Here is a 21,209-nt window from a genome sequence, read left to right as displayed (position 1 = left end):
CCTGGGTAATCAATTCAAGGGGTTTCCTCTAATTGACGCTATTCTGCTTTTGCTGAAAGACAGAAACTATTGTCAGTTTCACTTGAAAACCCGTAATGAACTTTTATTTCAACTCCGAGTCTAACCCCTGACATCAATTTTGAACGTCTTTTTTAATTGAGTAACAGAGCATGAATGGGGTCAATAACAATTCCGATATTGTCGGTTCACTTTCATTAAAACCTGATCAATCTACATCGAGGCCAGTACCAACAGGTGTCAGTACAGGCAGGAAAATTACTGTATGTGACAAGGGTGAACTGTCACTAATCAATTTGCCCGGCTTGGTACAATTGAAAATTATTGGCTGTTTGCGACTTAAAGATATTGCCCGTTTAAAACAGGTATGTACCCACTTTCGAGAGCTTATTAAAGAAGAAGACCTTCTGGCAAAGGCATGGTATCGCCGCTTTTCTTCAGCACACCAGTCTCTACTAAAGACAGTCGTCAGCGCAAAAAACGATGAACAACTCAGCGCTTGGCTGGGGCAGTTTACGAATAATCAAGTGCTAACCCAGTCACTGATAAAACGCCGAAAGAATGCTTATTTTCCTGCTCTGGTCTTTTTCAACAACACTGATTTAATGTCGCAACGCAAAATACTTAATTTAGAGGCTAAAGTCACTTTTTCCCATTGGATGGGTGTCAACTCGGCCACTTTCAGCAGCGATGGCCTCCACTTGGTGACTGCCAGTAATGATGGCACGGCGAGAATCTATGACCAGGAGGACAATGGATCATGGCAAGAAAAAGCCATCATTTCCCATTATGGCGCGGTCAGATCAGCTACCTTCAGTGACAATGGCCGCCACGTGGTGACCACCAGTGACGATAAAACCACAAAAATCTTCGGTTGGGAGGCTAATGGAAGATGGGAAGAAAAAGCTATCTTTCGTCATAATGACTGCATCAACTCGGCTAACTTCAGCCCTGATGGCCGCCATCTGATGATCACCAGTGACGACGACATTGCAAAAATCTATGGTCATGATGAGGATGGATTATGGGAAGAAAAAGTCATCATTTCCCATGATGACAAGATCGTTTCAGCCGTCTTTAGCTCCGACGGCCGTCTCGTGGTGACCGCCAGTTACGACCACAGGGCGAAAATCTACGGCTATGAGGATGATGGTTCATGGAAAGAAAAAGCCAGAATTACTCATGATGACTGTGTCATCTCGGCTAATTTAAGCGACGATGGTCGCCGTGTGCTGACCGCCAGTTGGGATGGCACTGCGAAAATATACGGCCAGGAGGCGGGTGGAACATGGCAAGAACAAGCCAACATTTACCATGAAGACGGTGTCATTTTAGCTACAATTAGCGCCGATGGATACCATGTGGTTACCGTCAGTAACGATTACAGTGTGAAAATCCATGGCTATGAGGACGATGGAACATGGAAAGAAAAAGTCACTATTTTCCATAGAGATGCGGTCGATACAGCCTCTTTCAGCCCCGATGGCTGCCATCTGGTGACCACCAGTGACGATGGCACGGCGATAATCTGTGGCCAGAAGGCGGGTGCGGGTGGATTATGGGAAGAAAAAGCCATCATCGACCATGGCGGCTATAACTACGTCAATTCAGCCACCTTCAGCGCCGATAGCCGTCATATGGTTTCTGCCGGTTACGATGGCAGAGTGATGATTTATGGCCATGACGACGATGGTTTGTGGAAAAAAAAGTCCGAAATTGAACATGACGATCCGGTCACCTCAGCTACCTTCAGTGCCGATGGCCGCCATCTGGTGACTACCAGTTACGACAACATGGCGAAAATCATCGGCCAGGAAACTGATGAATCATGGGTAGAAAAAGCCGCGATTTACCAATGGGAGTCGGAAATATCAGCCACTTTCAGCAACGACGTTAGCCATCTGGTTACCGTCAGCTACCATGACAGGGTGCAAATCATTAAACTATTCATCGATTGATTGTTTGCTTGCTCGGTACTCCGGTCACCCCGAAGATGAGCGTGCGATCCGGGCTTATCCATCTGAGTGACGTTGCTCTGCGTGTGCTGAAAGACAGAAACTTTTGTTAGTTTCACTTAACAACCTGTTATGAACTTTTATTTCATCACCGATTCTAACCCGTGGCATCAATTTTAAATGTTCTTTTTAATTGAGGGTAAATACTAGGAGTAACAGAGCATGAATGGAGTCAATAACAACTCCAATATTGTCGGTTCACTTTCGCCAAGACCTGATCAATCTACATCGATGCCAGCACCAAAGGGTGTCAATACAGGCAGGAAAATTACTGTATGTGACGAGGATGAACTTTCACTAGTCAATTTGCCCAGCTTGGCACAATTGAAAATTATTGGCTGTTTGAAACTTAAAGATATTGCCCGTTTAAAACAGGTGTGTACCCACTTTCGAGAGGTTATTAAAGAAGAAGACATTCTGGCAAAGGCATGGTATCGCCGCTTTTCTTCTGCACACCAGTCCCTGCTAAAGACAGTCGTCACTGCAAAAAATGTTCAGCAACTCAGTGGTTGGCTGGGGCAGTTTACGAATAATCAGGTGTTAATCAAGTCACTTGTAGAACGCCGAAACCATGCTTATTTTCCTGCGCTGCTCTTTTTCAACAACACTGATTTAATGTCGCAACGCAAAACGTTTAATTTAGAGACTAAAGTCACTATTTCCCATAGAAGCGATGTCAACTCGGCCACTTTCAGCACCGATGGCCTCCACTTGGTGACAGCCAGTTATGATGGCACGGCGAGAATCTACGACCAGGAGGACAATGGATCATGGCAAAAAAAAGCCATCATTTCCCATGATGACTTGGTCAGATCAGCCACCTTCAGCACCGATGGCCGCCACGTGATGACCATCGGTTGCGATCACAAGGTGAAAATCTATGGCCGTGATGACGATGGATCATGGCAGGCAAAAGCCATCATTTCCCATGTTGCCCGTGTTGAATCAGCCACCTTCAGCACAGATTGTCGCTATTTGGTGACCGCCAGCCACGATGGCACGGCGAAAATCTATGGCCATGAGGACGATGGATCATGGAAAGAAAAAGCGATCATTTGCCATGGTAAATATGTTAATTCGGCCAACTTCAGCAACAGCAACGATAGCCACCATGTCGTGACCACCGGTGACGATGGCACAGCGAAAATCTATGGCCATGAGAACGATGGATCATGGAAAGAAAAAGCGATCATTTCCCATCTTGAAGAGGTCCATTCAGCCAGCTTCAGCCCAGATGATCAGCATATAGTGACTGCCAGCAGCGACTACACACTGAAGATCCTTAGCAAGGAGGACGATGGGTCATGGGTAGAGAAAGCCGCAATTTATCATGATAACTGGGCCTGCTCAGCTACCTTCAGCGCCGATAGTACCCACCTTGTGACCACCAGTTATGATTGCACGGCGAAAATCTGCAGCCTGAAGGAGGATGGAACATGGGAAGAAAAAGTAACCACTAGCCATTTTGAGTCTGACGTTTCAGCCACCTTCAGCTCCGATGGTCGCTATTTGCTGACCGCCAGTTACGATAACACGGTGACAATCTTTGCTCTTGAGGATGGAGTATGGAGAGAAAAAGTCGCTATTCCCCACGAAAATGATCTCAGATCAGCCGCATTCAGCGCCGATGGCAGCCACCTGGTAACCGCCAGTGTAGATGGCAAGGTGAAAATTTATGCCCGTGAGGACGATGGATCATGGAAAGAAAAAAACACTATTTCCCATGCCGACGAAGTCAATTCAGCCACCTTCAGTTCCGATGGCCGCCATTTGGTGACTGCCAGCAAAGATTACACGGCGAAAATTATTGGCCAGGAGGCCGATGGATCATGGTTGGAAAAAGCCACTATTTCCCATATGGGTTGGGTCACATCAGCCACCTTCAGCAATGATGGTGGTCATGTGGTTACCGTTGGTAGCGATCGCAAAGTAAAAATTACACAACTACTGATGCATGATTGTTTGCTTTCATTTTATATTCACTAGTCCACCGCTTCTTCATCAAAGAGCGGTTAAATATAGCCTCGAGTAGCCGCTCCCATATTCCATTGTCCACGACGGTGCGACATTGATCGTATTTCAGTAATCCTGTCACCCTGAAGATGAGTGCGCGATCCGGGCTTATCCATTCAAGAGGTTTCTTTTGAGTGACGCTACTCTGCGTGTGCTAAAAGTCAGAAACTGTTGTTAGTTCCACTTAACAACATGTTAAGAACTTTTACTTTAAAACAGAATCTAACTCTAAACATCAATTTCGAATGTTTTTTTGATTGAGGATAAATACAAACTATCAAACTAAGGAGTGACAAAGCATGCGGCCAGACAAGTACTACTCAATCACCGCCGTTTCATATTTACCAGATCCTGATGAACCTGAATCGAAGCGAGCAAAAACCGGTGTCAGTGAGGGTAGGGAAATTACTGCCTTTGAGAATGGTAAACCTCCTCTACTCAATGCCTCCCGCCCGACACAATTAAATATTATTGGCCGTCTGGGGCTTAAAGATATTGCCCGTTTGAAACAGTCATGTACCCACTTTCGAGAGCTTATTAAACAAGAAGATATCCTGGCAAAGGAATGGTATCGACGTTTTTCTCCAGCTCAACAGTCTCTGATGAAGACAGTTATCAAGGCAAAAAGTGATGAGCAACTCAGAGGTTGGGTGGGGCAATTTACGAATAATCAGGCGTTAATCGAGTCACTTGTTAAGCGTCGAAAAGAGGAATGTTTTCCTGCTCTGCTCTTTTTCAACAACACTGATCTGATGTCGAAGTGCAGAACATTCAATGTCGATAAAAAAGTCACTATTTCCCATAAAGCCTTTATCAATTCAGCGACTTTCAGTAAAGACGGTCTCCACGAGGTGACTGCCAGTGACGATGGCACCGCGAAAATCTACGACAAGGAGGACGACGGGTCATGGAAAGAAAAAGCCACCATTTCCCATGATAAATCGGTCATATCAGCCACCTTCAGCGCCGATGGCCTGCACGTGTTGACCATCGGTGAAGATGACAAGGTGAAAATCTATGGCCGTAATGATGATGGATCATGGGAAGCAAAGGCCACTATTTGCCATGATGCCTATGTCAAATCAGCCACCTTCAGCGCCGATGGCCGCTATTTGATAACTGCCAGTGACGATGGCACGGCGATAATCTATGGCTATGAGAAGGATGGATCATGGAAAGCAAAAGCTATCATTCCCCATAATGAATTTGTCAGCTCAGCCACCTTCAGTAACGATGGCCGCCATGTGGTAACTGCCAGTGGCGATCACACAGTGAAGATCCACAGTAGGGAGAACGATGGGTCATGGCTGGAAACCGGCATAATTTATCATAATGACTTGATCAGCTCGGTTAAGATCAACACCGATGCTACCCGTGTGATGACCGCCAGTTATGATGGCACGGCAAAAATCTACGGTCTGGAGGAAGGTGGAATATGGGAAGAAAAAGCCGCCTTGCACTATTTTGACGATATTGATTCAGTTGCCTTCAACGCCGATGGCAGCTATCTGGTGACCGTCAGCAACAATTACACGGTGAGAATCTATGGCCTTGAAGACGATGGATCATTGGAATTTAAAACCGGTATTCGTCATAAAAATAAGGTCAAATCAGCCGCCTTCAGTGCCGATGGCAGCCATTTGGTGACCGCCAGTTATGATGGCACGGCGAAAATCTATGGTAAGAAGGCGGATGATGGGTCATGGGAAAAGAAAGCCACCATTTACCATGGAGGCGAAGTCAATTCAGCCACATTCAGTCCCGATGGCCGCTATGTGGTGACCGCCAGTGACGATGGCAAGGTGAAAATTTATGGCCGTGAGGACGATGGATCATGGAAAGAAAAAACCACCATTTGTCATAATAGTCGAGTCTATTCGGCCAAATTCAGTTTTGATGGTTACCATATCGTCACCGCCAGTAAAGATAAAACGTCGAAAATTATTGGCCTGGGAGCTGGTGGATGCTGGGTAGAAAAAGCCACAATTTCCCATAGGGGACTGGTCTCATCAGCCGCCTTCAGTGACGACTGTAGCCATGTGCTTACCACCGCCGCCAACGGTGGCTATCACAAGGCGAAAATTACTGAGCTGCGGATAAATGAATAATTGATTGTTTGCCTTTACCGTGTGCTGAAAGGCAGAAACTGTTGTTAGTTTCACTTAACACCCTGTTATGAACTTTTACTTTAAAACAGAATCCAACCCTTAGTTTCAATTTTGGATGTTCTTCCTGATTGAAGATAAACACAAACTATTAAACTAAGGATTGACCAAGCATGGAATCAATAAGCAACAACTCAAAAGCTGCCTTTTCATATTTACCAAAACCTCCTCAATCTATATCGGAGCATGCACCAAGGGGTGCCAGTGGGGGTAGGGAAATCACTGTATCTGTGAGCAGTGAACCTCAGCTACTCAATTTGTCTCGCCCCACACCATTAAATATTATTGGTTATTTGGGACTTAAAGATGTTACCCGTTTGAAACAGGTATCTAGCCAATTTCAAGAGCTTGTTAAACAAGAAGATATTCTGGCAAAGGAATGGTACCACCGTTTTTCTTCAGCACACCAGTCTCTACTGAAGACAACCATCGCCACAAGAAGTGATCAGCAACTCAGTGCCTGGCTGGGGCAATTTACGAATAATCAGGCGCTAATCCAGTCACTTGTTAAACGTCGGGAAGAGGCTTGTTTTCCTGCTCTGCTCTTTTTCAACAATGCCGATCTAATGTCGCAGTGTGAAACATTTAATGTCGATAAAAAAGTCACTATTTACCATGAGGCCTTAATCCGTTCAGCGGCTTTCAGTAAAGATGGTCTCAACGTGGTGACTGCCAGTCACGATGGCATGGCGAAAATCTATCAAAAGGAGTCCGACGGATCATGGAAAGGAAAAGCCGTCATTCTCCATGATGATGGCGTCGAATCGGCTAGCTTAAGCGATGATGGTCGTCACCTGGTGACCATCGGTGATGATGAAGAGGTGAAAATCTGTAGCTTGAATGACGATGGTTTATGGGAAAAGAAGGCCACCATTTCCCATGATTCCTGCGTAGAGTCAGCCACCTTCAGTGCCGATGGTCGCTATTTGGTCATTGCCAGTGATGATGGCATGGCAAAAATCTATGGCTATGAGGATGATGGATCATGGAAAGCAAAAGCTACCATTTTTCATGATGCATGGGTTAATTCAGCCACTTTCAGCGCCAATAGCTCTCATTTAGTGACCGCCAGTGGCGATCACACAGCGAAGATCTACAGCAAGATGGGCGATGGACTATGGGTGGAAAAAGCCACAATTGATCATGATGACTGGGTCAGCTCAGCTACCTTCAGCCCCGATAGCACCCATGTGGTGACCGCCAGTTATGATGGCACGGCAAAAATATACGGCCAGAAGGAGGGTGGAACCTGGGAAGAAGAAGCGAAAATTTACCATGTTGATGATGTCGATTCAGCTACCTTCAGCGCTGATAGCAGCCATCTGGTGACCGTCAGCAATTGTACGGTGAAAATCTATGGTCATGAGGATGACGGGCCATGGAAAGAAAAAGCCATTATTTTACATAAGGAAGTAGTCAACTCAGCCACCTTCAGCGCTGATTGCAATCATTTGGTGACCGCCAGTGTTGATGGCAAGGCGAAAATCTTCGGCCAGGATGGGGATGGAACATGGGAGAAAAAAACCACCATTTACCATAAGAACGAAGTCAATTCAGCCAGCTTTAGTGCCGATGGCCTTTACCTGGTGACCGCCGGTGAAGATGGAAAGGTGAAAATTTATGGCCATGACAATGATGGAGTATGGGAAAAATTAGCCACCTTTTCCCACAAAGCAGGGGTCAACTCAGCCACCTTCGGTCCCGATGGCTGCCATCTGATAACTGTCAGCAGAGATTCAACGTCGAAAATTATTGGCCTGAGGGCTGATGGATCATGGGTAGAAAAAGCCACAATTTCCTTTGGGTGGGGGGTTGAATCAGCCACCTTCAGTAACGACTGTGGCCATGTGCTTACCACCGCCAGCAGTGGCTATCCCGGTGGCTATAACAAGGTGAAAATCTTTGAACTACGGAAAATGAATAATTGATTGCTTGCTTTCATTCTCCAATATTCCCGACGTTACTTCAAATTGCCCAGCATTCTGGCTATGGCCGCTTCGGCTCTGGCCAGCCGTGTTTCATTGCTCAGTCCGGGAACAATCGTGCCCTGGGCAACCCCTTTCCACAGGGCGTCGCCGGTATTGGCCCGAATCAGGGCAATGGCTATGGTCAGTTTTTCCTGGCCCGGCTCAGTGACCAGTCCCGGCGTTGTGCCAAAGAATTGAATCAGTTCTGCGTCGGAGACGATGGAATCGGAAGCAATGCCATAGCGAACAATCAATGAATTCTGTGGGATCTGGTCAGGATCGATAGTCATTTTCGCTGACAGCTGTTTGGCTATCTCGAATTCTATTGTTTGATAAGCACTCTCACGGCTGGGGAACATCGGGTCCGCTTCTTCGGGGATAATGGGCTCGAACATCAGACCATCAAAATCGGCTAAAGAGAATCGATGCAGAGGCGAAGAAGTAATCGACAGGGGGGCGACCTGGGGATTTTTCTGAGGAGCCGTCAGGCTCACGCAACCTGTAAGGACTATGGAAATAAGCGCCACCATGGCAAGCGACATTGTTCTCATTTTTTTCTCCCATGAAATGGATGAGCTGATTCTATCACTTGCGGAGATAAAATCAGCTCCGGGCCTTTACACCTGTTGGAACTGATAAATAGACCCCAGTTTCAGAAGGCCGGTTAACTCATCCAGTGCTGTGCGAGACTCAATCAGAAGTTCAGGATCGGCAAGATCGGCTTCAGTCAGCCTGTCGCGGTAATGCTTTTCAACCCAGTGGCAGAGTGTTACATAGAGAGTGTCGTTTATCAGGCAGGCCTGGTTGGTGGCAGCCAGTTCCTCAGAAGTCAGCACAACTCTCAGGCGCAGGCAGGCAGGTCCACCACCATTATTCATACTTTGACGCAGGTCGAACACTTTGATGTTATTGATGGGATTATCGGATGCAACCAGCCCTTCCAGATAGGTTGCAACCTGTCGATCGCTCTGGCAATCAGAGGGAACAACAATAGTCATATCACGATCGGAAGTGCTGAGCAGCTGGCTGTTGAACAGGTAACTTTTCACTGCCTTGAGTTGATGGATGCGGGCAACAGCCTGTGAGGCTTCCAGACTCTGTCGAGCCGGAAACTTTGTCGGAGCTGGCCGGGCGTCATCAAAGCTGTAACGGCCATAAACAAAGAACTCTACCCCTTCGTCTCCATAGTTCTGACAGAAACGGGTATGGTTGGCTGCACCCTCATCACCGAAGTGAGAGCTACTGACAAGTGCAGGATGATGCGTAAAATGTTCCTCGCTGGAGAAAACGGCTTTTAGAATTCTGCCTGTTATCTCATGCTCAATGGAGCGGTGAAACTTGCTGCACAGGTTTGCAGGTGTAAAGTGCACGGTGCCAGAGGTTGTATCGGCGCTGGGTGATACGCTAGCGGCATTAGCGGTCCACATGGTGGATGCAGAACTGCATGCGGCAAGAATTTTGGGCACCTGTCGTGAGGCTTCGGCAAGCACTTGTTCATCACTGCCGCTAAAACCAAGCTTGCGCAGGGTATAAACGTCTGGTCTTTCCTGGGGTGCCAGCACTCCCTGTACTAAACCCATGTCGTGCAATGCCTTCATTTTCGCCAGACCCTGTAAAGCAGCCTGTTTGGGATTGGAAGGCGCTGACTGATGATGGGTTGAGGCGATATTGCCCAGAGACAGGCCAGCATAGTTATGGGTTGGACCTACCAGGCCATCAAAATTGGCTTCAACAGTTTTATTCATATCTCTTCTATTCCGATCTCGGAGCCAGCGTTATTAAAGCTTTAAACCCGGGGCCAGTTTTTCCGGGAGTGACAGGCTCTCAGCTTCCACACTGGCTACCGGGTAAGCACAGTAATCAGCGGCAAAGTAGGCACTGGGGCGGTGGTTACCACTGTCGCCAATACCACCAAATGGCGCAGCACTGCTGGCTCCGGTGATGGGCTTGTTCCAGTTGACGATTCCGGCCCGGGAGCGGTGCAGGAACTGTTCATAGTCTTGACGACTGTCACTGAAAATGCCTGCGGAGAGTCCATAGCGGGTGTTATTGGCCTGTTCAATGGCTTCGTCGAACTGGTCGTAACGAATTACCTGCAACAGAGGGCCAAAGTATTCTTCATCAGGCAGCTCTTTAATGGCGGTAACATCAATAATGCCGGGTGACAGTAAACCGGTGCCTTTCTTCAATTTTTGGCTCGTCAGCAGTGATTGACCACGCAGCTGCTGCAGGTGTGTCTGAGCTTGAAGAATAGCGTCCGCCGCCGCTTCTGAAATAACGGCTCCCATGAAGGGCTGGTCTTCATCATTCCATTGACCCACTTTGATGTTGCCAGCGGCTTCGACCAGCTGATCAATAAAACTATTACCCCATTCTGAGGCAGGAACGAACAAGCGCCTGGAGCAAGTACAGCGCTGACCGGCAGTAATAAACGCTGACTGAATAGCGTCGTGTATCGCTGCTTTGTGGTCTTTAACTTCAGTAATAATTAATGGATTATTGCCACCCATCTCAAGAGCCAGAATTTTGCCTGGCTGGCCACCAAACTGCTGTTGGAATTTAAAACCGGTATTCGTCATAAAAATAAGGTCAAATCAGCCGCCTTCAGTGCCGATGGCAGCCATTTGGTGACCGCCAGTTATGATGGCACGGCGAAAATCTATGGTAAGAAGGCGGATGATGGGTCATGGGAAAAGAAAGCCACCATTTACCATGGAGGCGATGTCAATTCAGCCACATTCAGTCCCGATGGCCGCTATGTGGTGACCGCCAGTGACGATGGCAAGGTGAAAATTTATGGCCGTGAGGACGATGGATCATGGAAAGAAAAAACCACCATTTGCCATAATAGTCGAGCCTATTCGGCCACATTCAGTTCTGATGGTTACCATATCGTCACCGCCAGTAAAGATAAAACGGCGAAAATTATTGGCCTGGGGGCGGATGGATTATGGAAAGAAAAAGCCACAATTTCCCATGGCGGGCTGGTCTCATCAGCCGCCTTCAGTGACGACTGTAGCCATGTGCTTACCACCGCCGCCAACAGTGGCTATCACAAGGCGAAAATTACTGAGCTGCGGATAAATGAATAATTGATTGTTTGCCTTTACCTTGTGCTGAAAGGCAGAAACTGTTGTTAGTTTCACTTAACACCCTGTTATGAACTTTTACTTTAAAACAGAATCCAACCCTTAGTTTCAATTTTGGATGTTCTTCCTGATTGAAGATAAACACAAACTATTAAACTAAGGAGTGACCAAGCATGGACTCAATATATAACAGCTCAAACACCGGCGTTTCATATTTACCAGAACCTGATGAACCTGAATCGAAGCGAGCAAAAACCGGTGTCAGTGAGGGTAGGGAAATTACTGCCTTTGAGAATGGTAAACCTCCTCTACTCAATGCTTCCCGCTCGACACAATTAAATATTATTGGCCGTCCGTGGCTTAAAGATATTGCCCGTTTGAAACAGTCATGTACCCACTTTCGAGAGCTTATTAAAAAAGAAGATGTCCTGGCAAAGGAATGGTATCGACGTTTTTCTCCAGCTCAACAGTCTCTGATGAAGACAGTTATCAAGGCAAGAAGTGATGAGCAACTCAGAGGTTGGGTGGGGCAATTTACGAATAATCAGGCGTTAATCGAGTCACTTGTTGGGCGTCGAGAAGAGGAATGTTTTCCTGCTCTGTTCTTTTTCAACAACACTGATTTGATGTCGAAGTGCAGAACATTCAATGTCGATAAAAAAGTCACTATTTCCCATGACTCCTTATACAGTCTAGCGACTTTCAGTAAAGATGGTCTCCACGTGGTGACTGGCAGTGACGATGACACGGCTAAAATCTATGGCATGGAGTCCGATGGATCATGGAAAGAAAAAGCTACCATTCTCCATGATGAAGGCATCGAATCGGCTACCTTTAGCGACGATGGTCGCCACCTGGTGACCATCGGTAATGATGACATGGTGAAAATCTGTAGCCGTAATGACGATGGTTCATGGGAAGAGAAGGCTGCCATTTTCCATGATACCTGCGTTGAGTCGGCCACCTTCAGTGCCGATGGCTGCTATTTGGTCATTGCCAGTGATGATGGCACGGCAAAAATCTATGGTTATGAGGACGATGGATCATGGAAAGCAAAAGCTTCCATTTTTCATGATGGATGCGTTAATTCAGCCACTTTCAGCGCCAATAGCTCTCATTTAGTGACCGCCAGTGACGATCACACAGTGAAGATCTACAGCAAGATGGGCGATGGACTATGGGTGGAAAAAGCCACAATCGATCATGATGACTCTGTCAGCTCAGCTACCTTCAGCCCCGATAGCACCCACGTGGTGACCGCAAGTTGTGATGGCACGGCAAAAATATACGGCCAGAAGGAGGGGGGAACCTGGGAAGAAGAAGCGAAAATTTACCATGTTGATGATGTCGATTCAGCTACCTTCAGCGCTGATAGCAGCCATCTGTTGACCGTCAGCAATTGTACGGTGAAAATCTATGGCCATGAGGATGACGGGCCATGGAAAGAAAAAGCCATTATTTTACATAAGAAAGTAGTCAACTCAGCCACCTTCAGCGCTGATTGCAATCATTTGGTGACCGCCAGTGTTGATGGCAAGGCGAAAATCTACGGCCAGGAGGAGGACGGAAAATGGGAGAAAAAAACCACCATTCACCATAAGGACGGAGTCAATTCAGCCAGCTTTAGCGCCGATGGCCTCTACCTGGTGACCGCCAGTAACGATGGAAAGGTGAAAATTTATGGCCATGACAATGATGGAGTATGGGAAAAATTAGCCACCTTTTCCCACAAGGCAAGGGTCAACTCAGCCACCTTCGGTCCCGATGGCTGTCATCTGATAACTGCCAGCAGAGATTCAACGTCGAAAATTATTGGCCTGAGTGCTGATGGATTATGGGTAGAAAAAGCCACAATTTCCCATGGGATGTGGGGGGTCGAATCAGCCACCTTCAGTACCGACTGCGGCCACGTGCTTACCAACGCCTGCGGTAGTTATGAAAGCAGCTATAACAAGGTGAAAATTATTGAACTACGGAAAATGAATAATTGATTACTTGCCTTCATTCTCCAATATCCTAGACGTTACTTCAAATTGCCCAGCATTCTGGCTATGGCCGCTTCGGCTCTGGCCAGTCGTGTTTCATTGCTCAGTCCGGGAACTATTGTGCCCTGGGCAACCCCTTTCCACAGGGCGTCGCCGGTATTGGCCCGAATCAGAGCAATGGCTATGGTCAGTTTTTCCTGACCCGGCTCAGTGACCAGTCCCGGCGTTGTGCCAAAGAATTGAATCAGTTCTGCGTCGGAGACGATGGAATCGGAAGCAATGCCATAGCGAACAATCAATGAATTCTGAGGGATCTGGTCAGGATCGATAGTCATTTTCGCTGACAGCTGTTTGGCTATCTCGAATTCTATTGTTTGATAAGCACTCTCGCGGCTGGGGAACATCGGGTCCGCTTCTTCGGGGATAATGGGCTCGAACATCAGACCATCAAAATCGGCTAAAGAGAATCGATGCAGAGGCGAAGAAGTAATCGACAGGGGGGCGACCTGGGGATTTTTCTGAGGAGCTGTCAGGCTCACGCAACCTGTAAGGACTATGGAAATAAGCGCCACCATGGCAAGCGACATTGTTCTCATTTTTTTCTCCCATGAAATGGATGAGCTGATTCTATCTCTTGCGGAGATAAAATCAGCTCCGGGCCTTTACACCTGTTGGAACTGATAAATAGACCCCAGTTTCAGAAGGCCGGTTAACTCATCCAGTGCTGTGCGAGACTCAATCAGAAGTTCAGGATCGGCAAGATCGGCTTCAGTCAGCCTGTCGCGGTAATGCTTTTCAACCCAGTGGCAGAGTGTTACATAGAGAGTGTCGTTTATCAGGCAGGCCTGGTTGGTGGCAGCCAGTTCCTCAGAAGTCAGCACAACTCTCAGGCGCAGGCAGGCAGGTCCACCACCATTATTCATACTTTGACGCAGGTCGAACACTTTGATGTTATTGATGGGATTATCGGATGCAACCAGCCCTTCCAGATAGGTTGCAACCTGTCGATCGCTCTGGCAATCAGAGGGAACAACAATAGTCATATCACGATCGGAAGTGCTGAGCAGCTGGCTGTTGAACAGGTAACTTTTCACTGCCGTTTCCACTCTGATCTGACTTTCAGGCACTTCAATAATGCAGAAGTCATCCCGGCCATAGGCATTTTTCAGGTCGTTATAGACTTGAGCCTGGTTCAGGAAAGCTTTCTCGTGACAGAACAGGACGTTGCGATTCCCCACAGCAATAACATCATTATGGAAAACTCCCTGATCAATGACTTCGGGGTTTTGTTGTGCAAATACAGTACGACTGGTATTGAGTTGATGGATGCGGGCAACAGCCTGTGAGGCTTCCAGACTCTGTCGAGCCGGAAACTTTGTCGGAGCTGGCCGGGCGTCATCAAAGCTGTAACGGCCATAAACAAAGAACTCTACCCCTTCGTCTCCATAGTTCTGACAGAAACGGGTATGGTTGGCTGCACCCTCATCACCGAAGTGAGAGCTACTGACAAGTGCAGGATGATGCGTAAAATGTTCCTCGCTGGAGAAAACGGCTTTTAGAATTCTGCCTGTTATCTCATGCTCAATGGAGCGGTGAAACTTGCTGCACAGGTTTGCAGGTGTAAAGTGCACGGTGCCAGAGGTTGTATCGGCGCTGGGTGATACAGTAGCGGCATTAGCGGTCCACATGGTGGATGCAGAACTGCATGCGGCAAGAATTTTGGGCACCTGTCGTGAGGCTTCGGCAAGCACTTGTTCATCACTGCCGCTAAAACCAAGCTTGCGCAGGGTATAAACGTCTGGTCTTTCCTGGGGTGCCAGCACTCCCTGTACTAAACCCATGTCGTGCAATGCCTTCATTTTCGCCAGACCCTGTAAAGCAGCCTGTTTGGGATTGGAAGGCGCTGACTGATGATGGGTTGAGGCGATATTGCCCAGAGACAGGCCGGCATAGTTATGGGTTGGACCTACCAGGCCATCAAAATTGGCTTCAACAGTTTTATTCATATCTCTTCTATTCCGATCTCGGAGCCAGCGTTATTAAAGCTTTAAACCCGGGGCCAGTTTTTCCGGGAGTGACAGACTCTCAGCTTCCACACTGGCTACCGGGTAAGCACAGTAATCAGCGGCAAAGTAGGCACTGGGGCGGTGGTTACCACTGTCGCCAATACCACCAAATGGCGCAGCACTGCTGGCTCCGGTGATGGGCTTGTTCCAGTTGACGATTCCGGCCCGGGAGCGGTGCAGGAACTGTTCATAGTCTTGACGACTGTCACTGAAAATGCCTGCGGAGAGTCCATAGCGGGTGTTATTGGCCTGTTCAATGGCTTCGTCGAGCTGGTCGTAACGAATTACCTGCAACAGAGGGCCAAAGTATTCTTCATCAGGCAGCTCTTTAATGGCGGTAACATCAATAATGCCGGGTGACAGTAAACCGGTGCCTTTCTTCAATTTTTGGCTCGTCAGCAGTGATTGACCACCCAGCTGCTGCAGGTGTGTCTGAGCTTGAAGAATAGCGTCCGCCGCCGCTTCTGAAATAACGGCTCCCATGAAGGGCTGGTCTTCATCATTCCATTGACCCACTTTGATGTTGCCAGCGGCTTCGACCAGCTGATCAATAAAACTATTACCCCATTCTGAGGCAGGAACGAACAAGCGCCTGGAGCAAGTACAGCGCTGACCGGCAGTAATAAACGCTGACTGAATAGCGTCGTGTATCGCTGCTTTGTGGTCTTTAACTTCAGTAATAATTAATGGATTATTGCCACCCATCTCAAGAGCCAGAATTTTGCCTGGCTGGCCACCAAACTGCTGGTGGATCAGTCTTCCGGTATTGGAGCTGCCGGTGAAGAACAGACCGTCAATGCCTTTGTGCCTGGCCAGAGCCATACCCGTTTCTTTTTCGCCCTGAACCATGTTCAACACGCCTTCCGGCAGCCCGGCCTGCTGCCAGAGTTTGATGGTTTCTTCCGCAGTAGCCGGGGTCAGTTCGCTGGGTTTGAAGACAACCGTATTGCCCGCCAGCAGGGCCGGAACAATGTGCCCATTGGGCAAGTGTCCCGGAAAATTGTAGGGGCCAAAAACCGCGACGACACCATGAGGCTTGTGTCGTATAAAAGCGCGGGCTCCGGGCATGGTGTTTTCTGTCGTTCCGGTGCGCTCATTACAGGCTTTGATAGAAATTTCAATCTTGCCTTTCATGGCCGCTGCTTCAGTTCTGGATTCCCAGAGGGGTTTACCCGTCTCCATGGCAATGGTTCTGGCCAGCAAGTCAGCATTTTCTTCAACCTGTGCGGCAAACTTGCGCACCCGTTTAATGCGGTCTTCCAGAGTGCGTGCAGCCCATTCCGGCTGGACTTTTCGGGCTGCTGAAATGGCCTGATCAACCTGGGAGGGTTGAGCAGCAGAACCACTCCAGATGATTTCACCACTGGCTGGATTCAGGGAATGAAATGTCTGCCCCTCACCCTGAAGCCATTGTCCTTTTATAAATAGAGAACCTTTCATAATGTAACTCCGTTAGTGAGCCATGGGCTGTTTATCAATAACTGCTTCTTAGCGATGACTTCGTTGTGGGTTGAAAAGTGGCACGACTCTGAGTTCATCGCCGTCCCCTACATTCAGTGCCTGAGCTTGTTTCTGGCTGATGTTGACGAACTCCAGTCCTTCAAAAGACAATTGTCCGGCGATGCAGCGAAAGTCACGGAAGTGACTATTGGCCATCAGCCAGACCGTTTCATCGGTATCCAGGTGGTTATGGACTTTGATCCGGTAGCGACGGGAATCCCTGATTGCCCGGATGTCTTTAACCTGAGTTTCCAGCACCGGGCCACCATCAAAAATGTCGATATAACCGGTGTATCGGAACCCTTCGCCCTCCAGTAGTTTTCTGGCCGGTACGGTATCCTCATGAGTCTGGCCAATGACACTTTGGGCTTTTGCCGGTAACAGGTTGCTATAAATGGGGTTGCGTGGCATCAGCTCGGCGATAAAGGATTTACCACGGGCGACCTGTTGATCCGCCTCGACAAAGTCCACGGCAAAGAATTGTCTGCCCAGGGCTTCCCAAAAAGGAGATTCACCCTCTTCATCGGAAAAACCACGAAGCTCAGCAATGACGCTTTCGTCAAAGCGAGGCTCATGAGCGGCCATGAAAAGAAAGCGGCATTTGGACAACAGGTGTCCATTACTGGATTTGCGGTATTGCGGTGTCAGGAACAGAGTGCAAAGTTCTGAGTGACCTGTGTAGTCACTACAAAGTGTCAGGGTCTTGATACGGGTATAGACATCCAGTTCTCTGGAGGCATGTACCTGAGTGTTGACCTTATAGTTGTACCAGGGATCTTTAAGGCCCACAGCGGACTCAATGCCGCAGACACCAACGACCTCTGCTGTTTCCATGTCTTCCATGACGAACAGGTAGTAAGCTTCTTCCAGAGGTTTTTCAGCCCTGAAGGAGTTGACTGCCCATTCGAGCTTTTTCTGAACCATCTCAGGGTCAGGTTGCAGGGACGAGAAACCCACGCCGGTTATCTGGGCAATCTGCCAGAGTGCGTCGTGATCCTGTTCGGTGATGGGTCTGATTATCATCATAAGAAAACGTCACTGAATAGTTGTTGTTTTTGATTATATTGAGCTGAATAGAGCAGCCTGAGAAAAAATCTGCACTGCCGCTTTTGCCTTCTTCAATAACTGAACAACTCCAGATTATTGGGTTGACCGGGTATCAGTGCTTGCAAAAATTTTGTCAGCAGAAGCGGCTACAAACCCCTGATAGAGTTTGCCGTCGGGCAGAGGGTAGCGCTTGGCAAACTCATAAAAGCAGCCGGGGATTTCCCGGTCACCATCGGAGAAGCTGACGTTGACTTTACCGGCCATAGTGGATGACTGCTCCAGAAGCACTTCGGGAGAGCCTTTCACCAGACCGCCGCTTTCATTCAGTATGAAACCATTGTCCTGCAGCATCTGGTTCAGAACCTGGATGTCATCATGGGATTGCAGGTGATTAATGGAGACAGTGAAGTGGTTGGGACGGTACCCGAGGGCTGCCACCCAGGCAGCGTATTCACTTTCCTGTAATAGCAGGTCATAGTCTTGCTGACTGACCGTCCAGGGTCGTCCTGAAAAACAGAAATCATCCTGAAGAACAGACGTTTCAGTGACCTGGTTGACCAGGCTGTGGATAACTTGCTGAGCTTCAATGGACAGCGCCTCAACCAGCAGCTCACTGATAAATACTTTTGGCAGGGTGTCGTCGGGATGCTGGAAGTGTTTGGCTACCAGTTTTCTGCCGGGAAACTCATAGTCGCCGCCGGCAACATAACCTGCATCGAGAAAAGGGCGTGCTACTTTTTCGAGGCTAACCCTGTCCAGATTGTACGTTCGCAATGCAATGTGATCATTGATCACTAAGCCATCATTTTGAGCAGCAAAGAGGTTATGGATTGTCCGGGCGTCAGGGGTCAGTTCCAGATAATTCTGCCACATGGCTTCCAGAAGGGTTTTGATCGTGTTTGTTTTGGCTTCTGTCATTGCCTGTATCCTCTAACTTTATAAGTCCAAGGTCTTTTAATAGCTAACTGCCACTCTGACGGGGTCTCCGTCATTCAGTTGCAGCAGGTCTGTTTCTTTCTGTTTCAGGGTGGGGGCTTGAGGGTTGAAAGCCGTGCTGATGCATCGAAAAGATCGGGCCGATGTATTGGCTACAAGATAGTCGTCGTTTTGTGTATAAACTGTTTCTCGTTCAGCCGATGTTGTGGATAGATCCGGTTGATGGATCTGGCTGTCACGGAGAGTGGTTAGCCGGTCGGTTCCTGCTTCCAGAGTGGGGCCAGCATCAAAAATATCCACATACCCCTGATAGCTGAAGCCTTCCCGTTCAAGAATGTTAAACACCGGCTCCCGGTCGGGTCTGGGTTCACCAATGACTGCTCTTGCCTGCTTCGGCAGCAGGCGTGTGTAAATCGGATAACGGGGCATCAGGTCAGCAATAAAGTTCTTTTCCTCAAGGCCGGTCAGATAATTGGCTTTGGACATCGCCATTGGGAAAAAGTGAGCGCCCAGACTGTTCCAGAACGCTGAGCGGTTGTTTTCATCAACAACGCCCTGAATTTCTGCCAGAACACGGTCAGCAAAACGGTCTCTGTGTTCAGCTATGAACAGCAGCCTGGCACGGCTCAGCAACTGAAGGTTAGACCAGCTGTCGTGTTGTTGAGAGATAAAAAGAGTGCAAAGGCTGGTGTAACCCGTGTAGTCCTGACAGAGCTTTAAAACCGTCATCCGGTTAATGGTTTGCAGTGTCTCGGAGGCGTGAACTTCTTCGTCGACACGGAAATTATAGAAAGGCGCCGAAAGACCTATCGTGGCGATAATGCCAGATATGCCAAGAATCTCACCCGTTTCCTGATCTTCCAGAACAAAGTGGTAGCTTTCTTCTCCGGCACCTTCAACGTTCTGACTGAGGGAGTCACGGGTTTTGCAGATCAATTCTGCCAGATGATCACGGTTCGCAGGCAGGGTGGTCATTGAGCCTCTGGCGCTGTTGGCCAGTGTTTCCAGAGCACTGAGGTCTTGATAATCAACAGGTCTGACGACTTTCATGGTCGGGACTCTTTGTTTTTCAGCCAGGCGTTTCCGGTACCCAGGGCTTCATTACGGGCCAGGGTCAGTAGCAGGGCTGCACTCAATTTGGCTCTGGGTATCAGGCTGCTGATTTTCAGGTACTCCTGTTCACTGTGGATATGCCCACCCTGAACACCCAGGGTATCAATATTGGGAATGCCGGCTGAGGCCAGGTTGTTGCCGTCGCAGCAGCCGCCGGTTGGCTTTACATCAAGGGTCAGCCCCAGGGCGTGACCACACTGTCTGGCCAGCTCAAACAGTTGCTGATTGGCCGGAGTGAGTACCTTGGGCTTTCTGCTAAAGCCACCGTGAAGTTCCAGACGGATACCGTTGCGACTGCTGATCTCATTGACAATCATTTGCAGTTCCTTAAGGCACCACTGCTCATCTTCCGGTCTCTCCAGACGTATATTGAAACGACTTATGCATTGGTCCGGAACAATATTGGTTGCGCCACCACCGTGAATATAGCCGGGATTAAATGTGACGCCTTCCCGCTTTCCGTTCAGGTCATCCATAGCAGAGATAAAGTCACACAGGGCACGAATAGCATTTCTTCCCAGATGATGTTCCCTGCCAGCGTGGGCTGCTTTGCCGTAGCAGACAGCAGTGAAGTTTCCGCTGCCCTTGCGTTGACCCGCGAAGCTGCCATCCGGGAAGCAGGGTTCGTAAATCATGCCCAGATCTACACGGCTGGCGGCGTCTTTTATTAACGCAGCAGAACCCGGTGAACCTATTTCTTCATCCGGGTTAAAGAGAATTTCCCAGCCAATTTGATCTGCCCATGGGCTTGCTTCCAGAATTTTGAGTGCATTCAGCATCACAATGATGCCGCCTTTCAAATCGGTGACACCCGGACCATTGATAGTATCTTCATCAAGTTGAATAACCTTCTGGAAAGAGCTGTCTTTTGGGAACACAGTGTCCATATGGCCGCACAGGAAAACCTGCAGGGGCGCCTCGGGGCGCTTACGGATTCTCAGGGCCTTGCCCAATGTGTGTTGAATCACTTCCCCCTGGTCATTAATTACTTCATAAGGTTCCAGGTCAATGACTTCCTGTTTTCCACCCAGAGGTGCAGTCATTTGTCTGAGGCGTTCCATCACCTGATTAACGCCCGTGGCATTGAGACTGCCAGAGTTGATTTCAGCCAGTTCAATGGTGTGTAGAAGCATCTCTGCCTGAAGGCTATCCAGACGGGTTAGCAGGGATTGTAGCGGGGCAAGAAGGTCGGACATGAAACACCATTTTCAGAGATGTTTTTTGTTGAAATGCACACTAATGCGGCATTCTCTTCTGATTAAAGAGGGGCACCGGCCAGAAGCAAGAGACCGGTG

At 48.4% G+C, this 21,209-nt stretch carries 16 protein-coding genes; 6 read left to right on the top strand and 10 right to left on the bottom strand.

Annotation, left to right across the window (positions count from 1 at the left end):
- Positions 1 to 170: 170 nt before the first annotated feature.
- From ACO6V5_RS13225 to ACO6V5_RS13210, 4 genes are all read left to right on the top strand, one after another.
- Positions 171 to 1,976, top strand: a complete 1,806-nt coding sequence (locus tag ACO6V5_RS13225) for an F-box/WD repeat-containing protein (RefSeq protein ID WP_422132604.1) — start codon at positions 171 to 173, stop codon at positions 1,974 to 1,976.
- A gap of 219 nt (positions 1,977 to 2,195) precedes the next feature.
- Entirely contained in the window at positions 2,196 to 4,019 is a 1,824-nt protein-coding gene (locus tag ACO6V5_RS13220) for an F-box/WD repeat-containing protein (RefSeq protein WP_422413592.1), read from the top strand.
- Between the two features lie 326 nt (positions 4,020 to 4,345).
- On the top strand, positions 4,346 to 6,154 hold the full coding sequence (locus ACO6V5_RS13215) for a hypothetical protein (protein ID WP_422413590.1): 1,809 nt from the start codon (positions 4,346 to 4,348) through the stop codon (positions 6,152 to 6,154).
- Positions 6,155 to 6,441: 287 nt separating this feature from the next.
- Positions 6,442 to 8,139 carry an F-box/WD repeat-containing protein gene (locus tag ACO6V5_RS13210; protein WP_422413588.1) on the top strand — a complete coding sequence of 566 codons (1,698 nt, stop codon included), beginning with the start codon at positions 6,442 to 6,444 and terminating at the stop codon, positions 8,137 to 8,139.
- Between the two features lie 32 nt (positions 8,140 to 8,171).
- Here the strand turns inward: ACO6V5_RS13210 and ACO6V5_RS13205 are convergent, their stop codons facing one another.
- From ACO6V5_RS13205 to ACO6V5_RS13195, 3 genes are all read right to left on the bottom strand, one after another.
- Positions 8,172 to 8,729: a hypothetical protein gene (locus ACO6V5_RS13205; protein ID WP_422132608.1), complete on the bottom strand. Its 558-nt coding sequence runs from the start codon at positions 8,727 to 8,729 to the stop codon at positions 8,172 to 8,174.
- A gap of 66 nt (positions 8,730 to 8,795) precedes the next feature.
- Positions 8,796 to 9,923 (bottom strand): N-succinylarginine dihydrolase, encoded by a 1,128-nt coding sequence (locus ACO6V5_RS13200; RefSeq protein WP_422442230.1) that lies wholly within the window; start codon positions 9,921 to 9,923, stop codon positions 8,796 to 8,798.
- Between the two features lie 33 nt (positions 9,924 to 9,956).
- A complete protein-coding gene (locus ACO6V5_RS13195) occupies positions 9,957 to 10,757 on the bottom strand; it encodes an aldehyde dehydrogenase family protein (RefSeq protein WP_422442232.1) in 801 nt (266 codons plus the stop codon).
- Here ACO6V5_RS13195 and ACO6V5_RS13190 point away from each other — a divergent pair.
- Together ACO6V5_RS13190 and ACO6V5_RS13185 are read left to right on the top strand one after the other, a co-directional pair.
- Positions 10,731 to 11,270 carry a WD40 repeat domain-containing protein gene (locus tag ACO6V5_RS13190; protein WP_422442233.1) on the top strand — a complete coding sequence of 180 codons (540 nt, stop codon included), beginning with the start codon at positions 10,731 to 10,733 and terminating at the stop codon, positions 11,268 to 11,270. The genes ACO6V5_RS13195 and ACO6V5_RS13190 overlap by 27 nt on opposite strands.
- A 170-nt stretch (positions 11,271 to 11,440) precedes the next feature.
- On the top strand, positions 11,441 to 13,258 hold the full coding sequence (locus ACO6V5_RS13185) for a WD40 repeat domain-containing protein (protein WP_422137276.1): 1,818 nt from the start codon (positions 11,441 to 11,443) through the stop codon (positions 13,256 to 13,258).
- A 32-nt stretch (positions 13,259 to 13,290) separates the two neighbouring features.
- Here ACO6V5_RS13185 and ACO6V5_RS13180 read toward each other — a convergent pair whose 3' ends face one another.
- The 7 genes from ACO6V5_RS13180 to ACO6V5_RS13150 all read right to left on the bottom strand — a co-directional run bounded on the left by ACO6V5_RS13180 (position 13,291) and on the right by ACO6V5_RS13150 (position 21,110).
- Positions 13,291 to 13,848, bottom strand: a complete 558-nt coding sequence (locus ACO6V5_RS13180; RefSeq protein WP_422132608.1) for a hypothetical protein — start codon at positions 13,846 to 13,848, stop codon at positions 13,291 to 13,293.
- A 66-nt stretch (positions 13,849 to 13,914) separates the two neighbouring features.
- A complete protein-coding gene (astB, locus tag ACO6V5_RS13175) occupies positions 13,915 to 15,258 on the bottom strand; it encodes an N-succinylarginine dihydrolase (RefSeq protein WP_422137277.1) in 1,344 nt (447 codons plus the stop codon).
- Between the two features lie 33 nt (positions 15,259 to 15,291).
- Positions 15,292 to 16,758, bottom strand: coding sequence for a succinylglutamate-semialdehyde dehydrogenase (gene astD / locus ACO6V5_RS13170; protein ID WP_422132613.1), 1,467 nt, complete (start codon positions 16,756 to 16,758; stop codon positions 15,292 to 15,294).
- Between the two features lie 48 nt (positions 16,759 to 16,806).
- Positions 16,807 to 17,844, bottom strand: a complete 1,038-nt coding sequence (gene astA / locus ACO6V5_RS13165) for an arginine N-succinyltransferase (RefSeq protein ID WP_422132614.1) — start codon at positions 17,842 to 17,844, stop codon at positions 16,807 to 16,809.
- 114 nt (positions 17,845 to 17,958) lie between these two features.
- Positions 17,959 to 18,783, bottom strand: a complete 825-nt coding sequence (locus ACO6V5_RS13160) for a DUF1338 domain-containing protein (RefSeq protein ID WP_422132615.1) — start codon at positions 18,781 to 18,783, stop codon at positions 17,959 to 17,961.
- A gap of 36 nt (positions 18,784 to 18,819) precedes the next feature.
- Complete coding sequence (locus ACO6V5_RS13155) at positions 18,820 to 19,851, bottom strand: arginine N-succinyltransferase (RefSeq protein ID WP_422411493.1); 1,032 nt, start codon at positions 19,849 to 19,851, stop codon at positions 18,820 to 18,822.
- Complete coding sequence (locus ACO6V5_RS13150) at positions 19,848 to 21,110, bottom strand: hydrolase (protein WP_422411495.1); 1,263 nt, start codon at positions 21,108 to 21,110, stop codon at positions 19,848 to 19,850. Before ACO6V5_RS13150 ends, ACO6V5_RS13155 begins: the two co-directional genes overlap by 4 nt.
- Positions 21,111 to 21,209 lie beyond the last annotated feature (99 nt).

It is taken from the genome of Endozoicomonas sp. ALD068, assembly GCF_049310145.1.
Taxonomy (GTDB): domain Bacteria; phylum Pseudomonadota; class Gammaproteobacteria; order Pseudomonadales; family Endozoicomonadaceae; genus Endozoicomonas_A.
Note: the sequence above shows the minus strand (reverse complement) of the source record. Positions and strands in the feature narration are given on the sequence as shown.

Bases quoted from the DNA above. Each gene is read 5' to 3' on its own strand.
- ACO6V5_RS13225 (WP_422132604.1), top strand. From the start codon at position 171: ATGAATGGGGTCAATAACAATTCCGATATTGTCGGTTCACTTTCATTA.
- ACO6V5_RS13220 (WP_422413592.1), top strand. From the start codon at position 2,196: ATGAATGGAGTCAATAACAACTCCAATATTGTCGGTTCACTTTCGCCA.
- ACO6V5_RS13215 (WP_422413590.1), top strand. From the start codon at position 4,346: ATGCGGCCAGACAAGTACTACTCAATCACCGCCGTTTCATATTTACCA.
- ACO6V5_RS13205 (WP_422132608.1), bottom strand. From the start codon at position 8,729: ATGAGAACAATGTCGCTTGCCATGGTGGCGCTTATTTCCATAGTCCTT.
- ACO6V5_RS13200 (WP_422442230.1), bottom strand. From the start codon at position 9,923: ATGAATAAAACTGTTGAAGCCAATTTTGATGGCCTGGTAGGTCCAACC.
- ACO6V5_RS13195 (WP_422442232.1), bottom strand. From the start codon at position 10,757: ATGACGAATACCGGTTTTAAATTCCAACAGCAGTTTGGTGGCCAGCCA.
- ACO6V5_RS13185 (WP_422137276.1), top strand. From the start codon at position 11,441: ATGGACTCAATATATAACAGCTCAAACACCGGCGTTTCATATTTACCA.
- ACO6V5_RS13180 (WP_422132608.1), bottom strand. From the start codon at position 13,848: ATGAGAACAATGTCGCTTGCCATGGTGGCGCTTATTTCCATAGTCCTT.
- astB (WP_422137277.1), bottom strand. From the start codon at position 15,258: ATGAATAAAACTGTTGAAGCCAATTTTGATGGCCTGGTAGGTCCAACC.
- astD (WP_422132613.1), bottom strand. From the start codon at position 16,758: ATGAAAGGTTCTCTATTTATAAAAGGACAATGGCTTCAGGGTGAGGGG.
- astA (WP_422132614.1), bottom strand. From the start codon at position 17,844: ATGATGATAATCAGACCCATCACCGAACAGGATCACGACGCACTCTGG.
- ACO6V5_RS13160 (WP_422132615.1), bottom strand. From the start codon at position 18,783: ATGACAGAAGCCAAAACAAACACGATCAAAACCCTTCTGGAAGCCATG.
- ACO6V5_RS13155 (WP_422411493.1), bottom strand. From the start codon at position 19,851: ATGAAAGTCGTCAGACCTGTTGATTATCAAGACCTCAGTGCTCTGGAA.
- ACO6V5_RS13150 (WP_422411495.1), bottom strand. From the start codon at position 21,110: ATGTCCGACCTTCTTGCCCCGCTACAATCCCTGCTAACCCGTCTGGAT.